We start from the raw sequence: 14,258 nt of genomic DNA on the forward strand, positions 1-14,258 counted from the left end.
GCTCCTCAGCCCTTGAGCAACTGCCGGGCCATGACGATGCGCTGCACCTGGTTCGTACCCTCGTAGATCTGGGTGATCTTGGCGTCCCGCATCATCCGCTCGACGGGGTAGTCACGGGTGTAGCCGTAGCCGCCGAGCAGTTGGACCGCGTCGGTGGTGATCTCCATCGCGGCGTCCGAGGCGAAGCACTTGGCCGCCGCGCCGAAGTAGGTCAGATCGGCGTCGCCGCGCTCGGACCGACCGGCCGCCGCGTACGTCAACTGCCGGGCCGCCTCCAGCTTCATGCCCATGTCGGCGAGCATGAACTGCACGCCCTGGAACTCGGCGACCGCCTTGCCGAACTGCTTGCGCTCGGCGACGTACCCCTTGGCGTAGTCGAGCGCACCCTGCGCGATGCCGACCGCCTGCGCGGCGATGGTGACCCGGGTGTGGTCCAGGGTCTTCATCGCGGTGGCGAAGCCGGTGCCCTCGGCGCCGATCATCCGGTCCGCCGGGATCCGGACGTTGTCCAGGTAGACCTCACGGGTCGGCGACCCCTTGATGCCCAACTTCTTCTCCGGCGCGCCGAAGCTCACCCCCGAATCCGACTTCTCGACCACGAAGGCGGAGATGCCCCGGGAGCGGGCGGTGGGGTCGGTCGTCGCGAAGACGGTGTAGAACTCCGAGACACCGGCGTTGGTGATCCAACGCTTCACGCCGTTGAGCACCCAGTGATCGCCGTCACGTACCGCCCGGGTGGTCATCGCCGCCGCGTCGCTGCCGGCCTCCGGCTCGGAGAGACAGTACGAGAACATCGCCTCGCCGGCGGCGACCGGCGTCAGGTAGCGGCGCTTGAGCTCGTCGGATCCGGCCAGCAGCAGCGGCATCGTGCCCAGCTTGTTGACCGCCGGGATCAGCGAGGAGGAGGCGCAGGCCCGGGCGACCTCCTCGATCACGATCGCCGTGGCCAGCGCGTCCGCACCGGCCCCGCCGTACTCGACCGGGATGTGCGGTGCGTGGAAGTCGGCGGCACGTAGTGCGTCGTACGACGCCTTCGGGAACTCACCGGTCTCATCCGCCTCGGCGGCGTGCGGAGCCACCTTCGCCGCACAGACCTCACGGACCGCTTCCCGGATCGCCTCGTGCTCCTCCGGCAGACGGTACGCGTCGAACGACTGCTCTGCGGCCATGTCAGCCCCTCCCCTTCACCGCTATCATGCGCAGTCTGTAACGTCGGCTGGACGCCCACCACGCAGACTGAAGGATAACGACCACAGTTCAGGTGATGTTACCGGCGCGTAGGCTGGGCCATGGCGAAGCTCCGACACCGCTCGGCGATGATGGAACTCAGCAGACGACCCACCCCTGCGGCGCTCACCCTGGCGCCGCGGCGGAACGCGACGCAGCCACGCGGCGCCAGTGCGAGCGGAGAAGACAGGCGTGACCATCCCGTACCCGAACACCCAGCCGGTGCCCGCCATCACAGCGGTCACACCCCCCTCGGGTGCCTCCCGGCCCCGGGTGACCTTCCTGGGCACCGGCTACCTTGGCGCGACCTATGCCATCTGTTACGCCGAACTCGGCTACGAGGTGCTCGGCTTCGACGTCGACGCGGACAAGATCGCAAAGCTGAACGCGGGCGAGGTGCCGATCCACGAGCCCGGCCTCGACGAACTGCTGCGGCGCAACCTCGCCGCCGGCCGGCTGCGCTTCAGCACCGACATCGCCGAGACCGCCGACTTCGGTGACGTGCACTTCATCTGCGTCGGCACTCCGCAACGGGCCGACGGGATGGGCGCCGACCTGTCGTACGTCGAGGCGTCGGTCACCGGCCTGGCCCAGCACCTGACCCGCAAGGCGCTGATCGTCGGCAAGTCCACCGTCCCGGTCGGCACCGCCGAGTGGGTGGAGCAGCTCGTCGGCAAACACAGCCCGGCCGACCTCGGCGTCGAGGTCGCCTGGAGCCCCGAGTTCCTCCAGGAGGGCTTCGCCGTCGACGACGTGCTGCGCCCCAACCGCATCGTCGTCGGGGTCAAGAGCGAGTGGGCCAACGGCATGCTCTACGCCGCCCACAAGGGCGTGTTCGATCTCGCCGCCACCGAGGACCGGGAAGTACCGCTGGTCGTCACCGACTTCGCCACCGCCGAACTGGTCAAGGTCGCCGCGAACGCCTTCCTGGCCACCAAGATCTCCTTCATCAACGCCATGGCTGAGGTCTGCGAGGCCTCCGGCGGCGACGTCACCCAGCTCGCCAAGGCCATCGGCTACGACCCGCGCATCGGCAACCGCTTCCTCCAGGCCGGCCTCGGCTTCGGCGGCGCCTGCCTGCCCAAGGACATCCGTGCCTTCCAGGCCCGGGCCCAGGAACTCGGAGCCGGCGAAGCCCTCCGCTTCCTGCACGAGGTCGACCTGATCAACCTGCGTCGCCGTACCCGCGTCCTGAACCTCGCCGCCGAGCTGCTCGGCCGCCGCTCCGGCCCCGCCGGCCCGGACCTGTCCGGCACCCGCATCGCCGTGCTCGGCGCCACCTTCAAACCCAACACCGACGACGTACGCGACGCCCCCGCCCTGGCCGTCGCCGCCCTGCTGCACAAGGCCGGCGCCGATGTCCACGTCTACGACCCCGAGGGCATGGAGAACGCCCGCCGCGCGGTGCCGGAACTCACCTACGAACCCGACATCGCCAAGGCGGTCACCGACGCCGACCTGGTCTGCGTCCTCACCGAATGGGCCGACTTCCGCAACGCCGATCCCGGCCTCCTCGGCGACCTCGTCGCCGGTCGCCGCATCGTCGACGCCCGCAACTGCCTCGACCCGGCCCTGTGGACCCAGGCCGGCTGGGAGTACCGGGGCATGGGGCGTCCGTGATCCCATCCTGTGGTGATGTTGGCGGTTGACCCGCCGACAACTGTCGAATTCCCGGCCCGCTTTGGGCATGCTGCGACAGTGGGATTCCACAGTGCGGGTGGAGGGGTGTCGTGGCGAGCTTTCAGTGCCCTTCGTGCGGCCGGGAGATCAAACCGGCGGTTCGCTGCCCGCACTGCGGTGCGCACCAGCCACAATGGGCCGAGCACCTGGCGGAGATCGAACGATCCATCGCGGAGTTGAAGGCCCGCGAGGCCGCCATTGCCAGCGAACAACGGCAGCTAGCCGCGAAGATGCAGGCCGCACTCTTCCAGCGGGACATCCTCTCGCACGCCGGCAGCCAGGGGGACGAGCGGATCCGGCAGGCCACCCGCCCCCGCCGCGTGCTACGCCGCCGGCCGCCGCGCCGCCCAACGTCCGAGGACGCCTCGCCGCCCCGCGACGGTGCGACCCCGCCGCCCCGGGTACCCCGGCAGGGCGCGGCCGGCACCCAGGGGCCACCGCCACCGACCGAACCGGTCTGGCTGGACGCCGACGATCCTGAGCACCCGCCGGAGGCCTCCTCCCGGGAGGTCCAGAACATCCCGCTCGGTCTCGGCGCGCTGCTGCTCGGCGTCGCCGCCGTGGTGTTCGCCGTGGTCGCCACCAGCTCGATGGACGCGTTGGCCCGGCTGGGCATTCTGCTGCTCGCGACGGTGCTCATGTTGCTCGCCCCGCCGGTACTGGTCCGGCGCGGGCTGACCTCCACGGCCGAGACCATCGCCGCCGTGGGTCTGCTCCTGGTGCCCCTCGCCGGGTACGCGTTGTGGGCCGTGGACCGGATCGGCAACGGCGGCGCCTCCGGTGCCGTCTTCGCCGGCGTGATCTTCGCGGTCACCGCTGCCGTCGCGGTCGGCTACGCCGGGTGGACCAGGCTGCGCGCGCCCCGGTTCGCCACCGTGCTGGCCGCCCAGCCAGTGGTGCCACTGCTCGCGTACGACCGGATCACCGGTCCGGCGGGCTGGGCGCTGGTGCTGACCGTGGTGGCGCTGCTCGACCTGTGGTTGGCCCGCTCCCCGGTCACCGTGGAGCAGCCGGTCACCGACGGCCCCGGCCGGTCGGGTGCCCCCCGGCAGCGGTCGGCCCAGCAGAGCCAGGTTGACGGTAGGCCGGAGGCGGCGCCGGAGGAGAGCGGCGAACTGCTGGATCCCGTCGGCGGCAGCGCGACCGCGCCGACCCGACCGGTGCCGGGGTTGCGGGAACTGACCTGGGTGCTGCACGGGGTGGCGGTCGCCCTCGCCCTGGCGTACGCGGTGACCGCCCTGCTGCGGACCACCACCGTGCCGGGCGCGACCGGCGCCGGCCTGGTGCTGCTCCTCGCCGCCGCCGTCTGCCTGGCCGGGACGCTTGTGCTCCGCCGCCCACCCCTACCCGACCTGGGCGCGGGTGTGTTCACCCTCGCCGTCATCGGCGCCCTGGGGCGGATCGCCTCGGTGGCGTTCCCCGGCCGAGCCCTGCTGTTGATCGCCCTGGTCATCACGGTCACCGGTCTCGCGGTCCGGGCGGTACCCGAGTCCGCCCGCCGGGGACCACAACTGGCCTCCGCGGTGGCGCTCACGGTCAGCGGGGTGGTGGTCGCCGGCAGCGCACTGCGTGCCGGCATCGCCCCGATCCAGGCGGCACTGCCGGCCTGGGCGGCGGACCTCGACCGGTACCCGGCCGAGCTGGCCGCCGCCGTGGGACCGGCCGCCTGGCAGCTCGCGGCCAGCGCCTTCCTGCTGACCGTGGCCGCGGTGCTGGCCCCTACCCTCGGAGATCCGCCGCGAGTTCGCGGTGACCGGTGCCGCGCTCACCGCGCTGGCCGTACCGGCCTCCTTCGGGTTGGCCTGGACGTACGCGCCGTGGCCGATGGTGCTGACCGCGATCGGCATCGGAGCGGCCGGCCTCTCCGCCCGGACCCCCGAGCCGCGTTGGCGCACGCGGTGGCCGCCGCCACGGTCGGGCTGGCCGGTGCCGGCGCGGCCCTCGCCCGGCCGGCGTTGACCGCCGCCGTGCTGCTCACCCTCGTCGTGGCCGGCACGCTGATCGCCGCCGCTCCCCGGATCCGGCTCGCCCCGGCGGCGGCGGACACCGTCTCGGCCTGGGCCGCCGGAGGTGCCGCCTTCGCGCTGCCCGGAGCGGTGGCCGCCTTCGTGGCAGCGACCCTGCCGGTGGATGACACGCCGACCCCGGCGAGCCTGCGCGAGGCGACCGTGCCGGTGCTCGCGGCGAGCTTCCTCGCCGTGTGTGTCACGCTCGGTTACGCCGCCCTCGTGCAGGTGTCGCAGCGTCAGATCCCGGTCCCGCTGTCGGTGGGCACCGGTCTGGGCGCGTTGCTGGTCGCCGCGGCCGGATTCGGCGCACCGGGGGCCACCGTGGCGGATGCCTGGGTCGGCGCGCTGCTGCTGGTCGCCGCAGTACTCCTCTTCCTGGCTCCCTCGATCGACACCGGCCGCCGTTCCGATCTCACCCTCGACGGCTCCGACCTGGCGACCGCCGCGGTGACCGCCGCGCTGGTCGCCACCCTGCTGCGGATCGGCACGGTGCTCGCACCGAGCGGGCAGCTCGCCGTCGCCGCCGCGCTGGTCCTGATCGTCGCCGTGGCGGCCCGGGCGATGCCCGAGGAGTGGCGTCGCGGGCCGGTGCTCGGCCTCACCATCGGTGGCGTGCTGATCGGGCTGTTGGCCGGCTGGATGGCGCTGCGCGGTGGTCTCGGTGTGCTGGCCACCCCCGGCCCGATCTGGAACGGCGACCTCAGCGGTTGGCCGGCCGCGCCCACCGGCGGCACGACGTGGCAGGGCCCGATCGCTCTGGTGCTGCTCGCGATCGCGGCGGGGATTCTGCTGCCACCACCCTGGCGCTACGACGTGGCCGGCGTGGCGGTGGTGCTCGCCACCATCGGCGCTCCCGCCGCGTTCGACCTTGCCTGGTGGTCGCCGGTCCTGATCGGCGGCATGGTCGCCACCATCTTCGGGATGGCCGCGGTCGCCACGATCGATCCTCGGGCGGCGCTGTCCCGGATCACGGTGGCCGGGGTGGTCGCGTTGCACGCGGCCGGCGCCGGCCTGGTGCGGCCGTGGACGACCGCCCTGGCCCTGGGCAGCATCGTGCTGATCGGCGCGGTGGTGGCCGCGCTGGCCCGTAACCTGGCCGAGCCGCTCGTCGAGGACATCGAGGCGGAGGGCATGCCGCCGCACCTGGCGCAGATCGGTGGTGCGGGTGTGGGCGCGGCGCTGTTGGCGTTGCCGGGTGCCACCGCCGCCCTCGCCGTCGAGTTCGGCCACGCCCCGCAGGTGGTGCTCACCGCCGGCCTGGCCGCATCCAGTCTCGGCCTGGCCGCGGTGGCGGCGGCCCGTCGGCAGGTTCCCAGTACCTGCCCTGGGCCAGCGCCGGGGTGGTCGGCGGGGCGAGCGTGACCGCGCTCGCCGCCGTCCCGATCGCCGTGCCCGTCGGTGTCTACGCCGCTGCGGCGGCACTGCTCGGTGTGCTCGCCGAACTGGTACGCGGGGCGACCGAGCCGCCGGCCGGCGCGGCTCAACCGGTGCGCCGTTGGACCGTGCTGCTGGACGGGGCGCTGCGCCGACTGCCCGACGACAACCGGCGCCGGTGGCGGGTCAGCCCGGCCGCCGGTGCGCTGGCCGCCGCCGCCGTGCCGACCGTCCTGGCCCTGGTCTCCATCGCACCAGCGCTGATCGCGGCCCTCGTCGACCCGCACCGCACCGTCGGCCGGATCTGGCAGGGCCACCAGCGGTCCTGCTCGACCCGCCGCCGGCAGCGGTCAATCCGACCCATGTGCTCACCGCGTTGCTGCTCACCGCGACGGCGGCCCTGGCCGCGACCGGGTTCAGCGGTGGCCGCCGGTCCCGGGCCGTGCCGGTGGTGCTGCCCGGCGCCGCCGTCACCCTGCTCATCGCCCCGATCGCGCTGGGCGGCGGCTGGCCGACGAGCACCCTGTCGGCGCTGGCGGTGTTCACCATCTCGATGCTGGGGCTGGCGCTGACGCCGCCACCGGCCCTGGTGGAACGGGCCCGCTCGTTGCGACTGGCCCGGGTGCTGGTCTTCCTGATCGGGCTGGCGGCGGGCGGGGCCGGCCTCGCCGGCAGCCTCGCCACCCGGGAGCTGACCCTGTTCACGCTCGGTGGTGCGGTCGGGGTCGGGCTGGTGGCCGCCCTCTACGGCCTCACCTCCCGGGCCCGGCTGCTCGGCTGGCTGTTCGCCTCGCTGATGGCGCAACTGTTCGTGCTCACCGCCGGTCTGGTGGCCGGGCTCGCCCCGGTCTGGTCGGCGTTCGGGGTGCTGGCGGTCGGCGCGGCGTTGCAGGTCTTCTCCGCCACTCTGCCCCGGCTCCGCCGTCCGGAGGCACGTCGCGAGGCGGCGACCGTGGAGTGGAGCGGCCACGCCGCCGCGCTGATCGCCCTGGCGCTGGCCTTCGACTCACCTCGGCACATCGCCGCACTGCTCGCCGCCTGGGGTGCGGTCCTCGGCCTCGCGGCGACCCGGCCAGGCCGCCGGCCGGCGGAGCGACGGATCCTGTTCTGGGCGGTGGTGCTCTGCGAGATCACCGCCTGGTGGATCCTGATGCGGGTCGCCGAGGTGGCCCTGCCCGAGGCGTACACGCTGCCGTTCGCCGCGCTGGCCCTGCTGGTCGGAGTGCTTGAGCTACGGCAGCGCACCGACCTGAGTAGCTGGGTGGCGTACGGACCGGCGCTGCTCGCCGCGTTCGTGCCGACCCTGGCGATCGTGCTGGCCACCGATTCGAGCACCATGCGCCAGGTGCTGCTGCTCCTCGGTGCGGTCGCGGTGCTGGTCTTCGGCTCGATGACCCAGCAGCAGGCACCGGTGATCGTCGGTGCGGTGGTCACCGCCATCGCGGCGGTGCACGCGCTGTTCAGCCTCGGACCGTGGCTGGCGCTGATCCCGGTCGGCTTCCTGCTGCTGATCCTCGGCGCCAGCAACGAACGTCGACGCCGCGCCCAGGAACGCCTACAGACCGCGCTACGCGGCATGCGCTGAGTGTGGCGTCAGGCCAGGGAGGCGCGGAGTGCGGCGTCCTTTTCGGCGACCAACTGCTCCAGGTCTGCCTGGTACGCCGACATCCGGTCGAGCAGGGCGCGGTCGGCGGTGGCGAGGATGCGGACGGCGAGCAGCCCGGCGTTACGGGCATTGCCGATGGACACGGTCGCCACCGGCACACCGGCGGGCATCTGCACGATCGACAACAGCGAATCCATGCCGTCGAGGTGCTTCAACGGCACCGGTACGCCGATCACCGGCAGCGGGGTCACCGAGGCGACCATGCCGGGCAGCGCCGCCGCGCCACCGGCCCCGGCGATTATCACCTTGAGTCCCCGATCGGCGGCCGCCCGACCATAGTCGATCATCTTGACCGGGGTGCGGTGCGCCGAGACCACCTCGACCTCGTACGACACCTCGAACTCGGCGAGTACCTCGGCGGCGGCCCTCATCGTCGGCCAGTCCGAGTCGCTCCCCATGATCACACCGACCGTGCTCACGCCGCTTGTTCCTCCGGTGTTCCGTCCCGCAGCCAGCGGGCGGCCCGGGCAGCCCGGGCGCGTACCTCGTCCAGATCGTCACCGAGCACCGTGACGTGCCCGATCTTGCGGCCGGGGCGCACCTGCTTGCCGTACAGGTGGACCCGGGCGGTCGGCTCGGCGGCGAAGAGGTGGTGCAACCGCTCGTCGATCGACATGCCGCCGGGCTGACCACCGAGCACGTTCGCCATCACCACCACCGGGGCGGTCAACGAGGTGTCGCCCATCGGATAGTCCAGCACCGCGCGCAGGTGCTGCTCGAACTGCGAGGTCCGGGCGCCCTCGATGGTCCAGTGCCCCGAGTTGTGCGGACGCATCGCCAGCTCGTTGACCACCAGCCGGCTACCGCCGGGAACCGTCGGGTCGGCCACCTCGAACAGCTCCACGGCCAGCAGGCCCACCACGCCGAGGGCGGTGGCCAGGTCGATGGCGAGCTGCTGCGCGGCGACCGCCAGTTCCTCGGCCAGGCCGGGGGCCGGGGCCAGCACCTCGACGCAGATCCCGTCGCGTTGCACGGTCTCGACGACCGGATAGACCGCGACCTGCCCGAACGGCGAGCGGGCCACCTGCACGGCCAGTTCCCGGCGCAGCGGCACCCGTTCCTCGACGATCAGCTTCGTGCCACCGGCGAGCAGCGTCTGCGCCAGGTCGGCCGCGGCGGCCTGGTCGGTGACCGGCCAGACTCCCCGCCCGTCGTACCCGCCGCGGGCGGCCTTGAGCACGACCGGCCAGCCGACCTCGTCGCCGAAGGTGAGCAGTTCGGCGGGGGACGCGACCGGTCGCCAGCGCGGGTTGGGCGCGCCCAGGGTGTCGAGCCGCTCCCGCATCACCTGCTTGTCCTGAGCGTGCACCAGGGCGGCGGCGGGCGGGAACAGCTTCACGCCCTCGCCGGTCAGCGTGCGGATGTGTTCGGTAGGGACGTGCTCGTGGTCGAAGGTGACCACCTCGCAGCCCTTGGCGAAGGTACGCAGCGCGACGAGGTCGGTGTGGTCGCCGTACTGGACGTCGGCGGCGACCAGGGCCGCCCCGTCGTCCGGGGTGAGCGCGAGCACACGCAGCGACTGGCCGAGGGAGATCGCAGCCTGGTGGGTCATCCGGGCCAGTTGGCCGCCACCCACCATGCCGACAACGGGCAGACCGGTACGGGAATCCATAGCGGCGTCAGCCTAACCGGGCCGGTCCCGGCACCGACCGGCGGATCCGGCTCAACGCAACTGCCCCACCAGCTCCTCGACCCCGGTCACCGGTCGCTGGCAGACGAAGCCCCGACAGACGTACGCGGTGGGCCGCCCGTCGACAAGTGGACGGTCGGCCAGCAGCGGAATCCCGGGCCGGTCCGGGGGGCCCGCCACGATCACCGCGCCGGGTGGGGCGTGCCGGTACGCCGCCGCCACCAGCGGGTCGCCCGCCGGATCCTCGGTCGCCACCGCGATCTCGTACGGCCCGGAGAGCAGTGCCTCGCCCACGGTCGCCGCGTACCCGGTGAAGCGGGCGTGCCGCCCGACGATCGGCGCGACGGTGGACAGGGCCGCCTCGGCGGCCTCGCGGTAGCGGTTCTCCCCGGTCAACGCCGCGTACGCGACGAGGGCGGCGACGATCGCGGACCGACCCGAGGGGGTGGCGTTGTCGGTCGGGTCCGCGGGCCGGGCGACCAACTGCTCCGCGTCGTCGGCGGTGTCGTGGAACGCTCCGCCGGGCGCGGCGAAGTGGGCCAGCGCCGCGTCGATGAGCTGACCGGCCAGGTCCAGCCACCGCCCCTCGCCGGTGACCTGGTGCATCGCGCAGAACGCCTCGGCCACACAGCCGTAGTCCTCCAGCACTCCGGCCGGATCCCCGACCCGGCCGTCGCGGGAGGCGCGGCGCAGCCGACCGTCGACGACGTGCACCCGGGCGAGGTACTCGGCGGCGTCCCGCATCGCACCGTCGGCCACGATCGTGACCCCCTCCAGCAGGTTCGCCTCACCCTCGGTGCCGACCCGGCCGGTGGTCTCGACCAGCCGGACGAACTCCGCCAACGCGGTGATCGCCAACCCGTTCCAGGCGGCCACCACCTTGTCGTCGCGCGCCGGCTGGGGTCGGGTGTCCCGGACGGCCAGCAGTCGGCGAACCACCACCTGCCAGCGTTCCCGTACCGCCGGATCGGCGTCGTCGACGTCCCGCGCCAGCCGCAGCACGCTGGTGCCCTCTTCGAAGCTGCCGGCATCGGTCACCGCGAACAGGTCGGCGGCCCAGCGGCCGTCCTCCTCGCCCAGCGCCTCGACCAGTTGGGCCGGCGTCCAGACATAGGTCAGCCCCTCGACCCCCTCGGTGTCCGCGTCCAGCGCGGAGGCGAAGCCCTGCCCGGGCCGGTGCAGCTCGTCGGCGAGGAACCGGGCGGTGTCCCGGGCCACCCGCAGTGCCAGCGCGTCGCCGGTGAGTCGCCACAGCTGGGTGTAGACCCGCAGCAGCAACGCGTTGTCGTAGAGCATCTTCTCGAAGTGCGGCACGGTCCAGTGTCCGTCCACCGAGTACCGGGCGAAGCCGCCGGCGAGCTGGTCATGGAGGCCGCCACGGGCCATCGCCTCGCAGGTGTGCCGGACGATCTCCAGGCTCCGCGCCGAGCCGGTGCGCTGGTGGTGGCGCAGCAGGAAGAGCAGGTTCATGTGCGGCGGAAACTTCGGCGCCCCACCGAAACCACCGTTGACCTCGTCGTACTCGCTGGCCAGCTGGTCCGCGGCGGCGTCGAGCAGCTCGGCGGTGAGCGGGGCGGTGGGGCCGCCGACCGCCTGGGCGCCGCCGATCGCCTCCACCACCGCGGCGCCCTGGCGCAGCACGGCCTCACGCTGGTCCCGCCACGCGGTGCCGACCGACTCCAGCAGCCGGACGAAGTTCGGTCGGGGAAAGTACGTGCCGCAGAAGAACGGGGTGCCGTCCGGCGTGGCGAAGACCGTCATCGGCCAGCCGCCCTGACCGGTCATCGCCTGCGTCGCGGTCATGTAGACCGCGTCGACGTCGGGCCGCTCCTCACGGTCCACCTTGATCGATACGAAGCCCTCGTTCAGCAGCTTGCCGACGGCCTCGTCCTCGAACGACTCGTGCGCCATGACGTGGCACCAGTGGCAGGCCGAGTAGCCGACCGAGATCAGCACCGGCACGTCCCGCCGTTTCGCCTCGGCGAACGCCTCATCGCACCAGGGCCACCAGTCCACCGGGTTGTCGGCGTGCTGGAGCAGGTACGGACTGGTCGCCTCCGCAAGTCGATTCACCCGACGACCATATCCAGCCCGGCACCCGGTTGCCGGTCGGACGTCAGGAGGCGCCGTCGGCGCGGAGGGGGAGGACGTTCGTGGGGGCGGCGTCGCGTAGGGAGCCGAGGACGGCGGCGATCTTGTCGGCGGGCATCGGCTTGAAGAAGTGGTAGCCCTGGGCGGCGGTGCAGCCCAGCTCCGCCAGCGCGGAACGCTGCGCGGCGGTCTCCACCCCCTCGGCCACCACCCGCAGGCCCAACTGGTGGGCCAGCCCGACGGTGCTGCGCACGATGGCCGCCGCCTGGGGTGAGTCGGCCATCTGGAGGACGAAGGAGCGGTCCACCTTCAGCTCGTCCACGGTGACCCGGGTGAGGAACGCCAGCGACGAGAAGCCGGTGCCGAAGTCGTCCACGGCCAACTGCACGCCCATCGAACGCAGCGTGGTGAGCACCTGGTCGATGACCTCCAGGTCGCTCATCACCACTGTCTCGGTGATCTCCAGGACCAGCCGGTCCGCCGGCACCTGGTGCCGACGCAGCGCCTCGGCGATCTCCGCCGGCAACCTCGGATCCAACAGGCTGCGGGCGGAGAGGTTCACCGAGATGGGGACGTCCAGACCCTCCCGGGCCCAGTCGGCGGCCACGGCGAGCGCCTTGTCGAGCACGTAGCGGGTGAAGGCGCCGAGCTGTTCGCTGTTCTCCACCGGCCGGATGAAGTCGGCGGGCCCCAACCAGCCCCGCCTCGGGTGCCGCCAACGAATCAACGCCTCCACACCGGTCGGTGCCCCGGTGACCAGGTCCACGGCCGGCTGCAACACGAGCACCAACTGGTCGTCGGCCTGCAACGCCTCTCGCAGCTCGGCGAGCAGGGCCAGCTGGTCGGTGCTGGCCGCGTCGCGTGCCGTGTCGTACGCGGCCACGCTGACGCCACCCGACTTGGCCTGGTACATCGCGATGTCGGCCCGGCGCAGCAGCTCGGTCAGGTCGGCGGTGCCGGCCGGGGCCACCACCACCCCGACGGAGACCTCGACGGACATCCGCACCCCGGCCACCTCGGTGGGGGCGGCCAGCCGCTCGGCGATGTCCCGGGCCTGACGCAGCGCGTACGCCATGGGCGCGGCGCGGTCGCCGACCACCGGGACCGAACTCAGCAGCAGGGCGAACTCGTCGCCACCCAGGCGCGCCAGCAGGTCACCGGAGCGGGCCAGGGCACCCAGCCGGTTGGCGGTCAACCGCAACAGCTGGTCGCCGGCGGCGTGCCCGAGGGTGTCGTTGACCTCCTTGAACTGGTCGATGTCCAGCAGCAGCAGGGCGACCGGATGGTCGTGGGCCAGCTGCCGCAACGCCTGGTCGCCCTTGCCGAGCATCGCAGCCCGGTTGGCCAGGCCGGTCAGCGGGTCGTGCACCGCCTCGTACGAGGAGCGGGCGGTGACCAGGCGCAACTCCCGGTGGGTGGCGGCATCGTGCAACGCCGCGGCGAGGGCGTCGGCGAAGGCGGCGTGGGCGTCGCGTTCCCGACCGGTGGCCGGCGCCGTACGGGGAAATCGCACCCGCAGGCGGCCCACGCGGCTATCGCCGACCGACAGGTCACGGACCAGTTCCCCCGGTTCAGGCTCGTCGCCGCCGGGCGGAGCGATCTCCCGGTCGACCACCTGACCACCCGGGTCGCCCCGGTAGCGACGCCACCGACCGTCCCGCCGGGCCACCTCCACGTCGACCAGGTCCGCCTCGAACAGCGTCAGCGCTCCGGTGACACCCGCCGTGGCGACACCCCGCTCGTCGAGTTGGTTGAGCGCCTTCATGGCCTCGGCGAGCGATCGCCAGGTACGCCGATCGCGGTCCTCCCGCAACCGTTGCCGGTAGGTCTGCTGCAGCAGCCACAGCGGAGCGGGCAGCAACAGGAGCCAGCGTGGGTCGATCTCGATCAGCACCACCACCAGCACGCCGACCACCACGTTGCCGACGAACATCAGCAGCTTGCCGCGCAGCGCGGCGAGCAGTGGGCGTCCGATCGGGATGCCGTGCCGCAGCGCCAGCATCACCCCTCCCAGCCAGGCGCTGGCGAGTAGATAGGCGAGGGCGCCAGCGGCCACCGCGAGCGTGAGTGCCGGGGTCGGACCGGCGAGCGTCGGCTGACCAAGGGCGGTGGTGACCGCGACCGCCAGCGCGGTGGCGGCGGTGTGTGCGCTCGCGATTCGGATCACGTCCCAGGTGGCGCGGCCCTCGTCCACCAACGAGAGGGCCGTCCAGGCGAGCGCGACGCCGAGCAGCGCGGCCCCGGGCAGCCAGCCAGGTGGTACCAGGTAGAGGCAGACGACCAGGGCGGCTTCGGCCCAGGTGACGCTCACCACGCCGGCCGCGGCGCGGAACCGGAGCCGGGCCAGCTGGGACAGGGCGAAGAGGGCGACCGCGAAGCCGAAGCGGGCGGGCCCGCCGAGCGGATCGTCGACCGGCAGCCCCACCGGCAGGCTCAGGCCCACCACCGCGGCCACCAGCGCGGTGGTCACGACGGCGGCGGTGAGCAGGTGCAGCCCAGTCGGCGTACCACGGCTCCGGGGCCGGTCGAGCGGTTGACCGGCCCTGCCGGAGGTCACCGACCCCCTCCCGCCGACCCGGAA

General features: G+C 73.0%; 6 protein-coding genes and 1 pseudogene. 2 read left to right on the plus strand and 5 right to left on the minus strand.

Annotated elements, in window-relative coordinates; translation table 11 throughout:
* Window positions 1-5: 5 nt before the first annotated feature.
* On the minus strand, window positions 6-1,169 hold the full coding sequence (locus ENC19_RS05370; RefSeq protein ID WP_164446054.1) for an acyl-CoA dehydrogenase family protein: 1,164 nt from the start codon (window positions 1,167-1,169) through the stop codon (window positions 6-8).
* A gap of 250 nt (window positions 1,170-1,419) precedes the next feature.
* On the opposite strand from ENC19_RS05370, the gene ENC19_RS05375 reads away from it, so the two are divergent.
* Together ENC19_RS05375 and ENC19_RS05380 are read left to right on the plus strand one after the other, a co-directional pair.
* On the plus strand, window positions 1,420-2,847 hold the full coding sequence (locus ENC19_RS05375) for a UDP-glucose dehydrogenase family protein (protein WP_164446055.1): 1,428 nt from the start codon (window positions 1,420-1,422) through the stop codon (window positions 2,845-2,847).
* A gap of 110 nt (window positions 2,848-2,957) precedes the next feature.
* A pseudogene (locus ENC19_RS05380) lies at window positions 2,958-7,875 on the plus strand (SCO7613 C-terminal domain-containing membrane protein).
* 8 nt (window positions 7,876-7,883) lie between these two features.
* On the opposite strand, the gene purE reads toward ENC19_RS05380, so the two are convergent.
* The 4 genes from purE to ENC19_RS05400 are packed head-to-tail and all read right to left on the minus strand — an operon-like array spanning window position 7,884 to window position 14,171.
* Window positions 7,884-8,375 carry a 5-(carboxyamino)imidazole ribonucleotide mutase gene (gene purE / locus ENC19_RS05385; protein ID WP_164446056.1) on the minus strand — a complete coding sequence of 164 codons (492 nt, stop codon included), beginning with the start codon at window positions 8,373-8,375 and terminating at the stop codon, window positions 7,884-7,886.
* Complete coding sequence (locus tag ENC19_RS05390) at window positions 8,372-9,568, minus strand: 5-(carboxyamino)imidazole ribonucleotide synthase (protein ID WP_164446057.1); 1,197 nt, start codon at window positions 9,566-9,568, stop codon at window positions 8,372-8,374. Before ENC19_RS05390 ends, purE begins: the two co-directional genes overlap by 4 nt.
* A gap of 51 nt (window positions 9,569-9,619) precedes the next feature.
* Entirely contained in the window at window positions 9,620-11,659 is a 2,040-nt protein-coding gene (locus ENC19_RS05395; protein ID WP_164446058.1) for a thioredoxin domain-containing protein, read from the minus strand.
* Window positions 11,660-11,702: 43 nt separating this feature from the next.
* The gene (locus ENC19_RS05400; protein ID WP_235944557.1) at window positions 11,703-14,171 is read right to left on the minus strand and encodes a putative bifunctional diguanylate cyclase/phosphodiesterase; all 2,469 of its coding nucleotides are present in this window, start codon (window positions 14,169-14,171) and stop codon (window positions 11,703-11,705) included.
* Window positions 14,172-14,258 lie beyond the last annotated feature (87 nt).

It is taken from the genome of Verrucosispora sioxanthis, from assembly GCF_010560025.1.
GTDB lineage: Bacteria > Actinomycetota > Actinomycetes > Mycobacteriales > Micromonosporaceae > Micromonospora > Micromonospora palythoicola.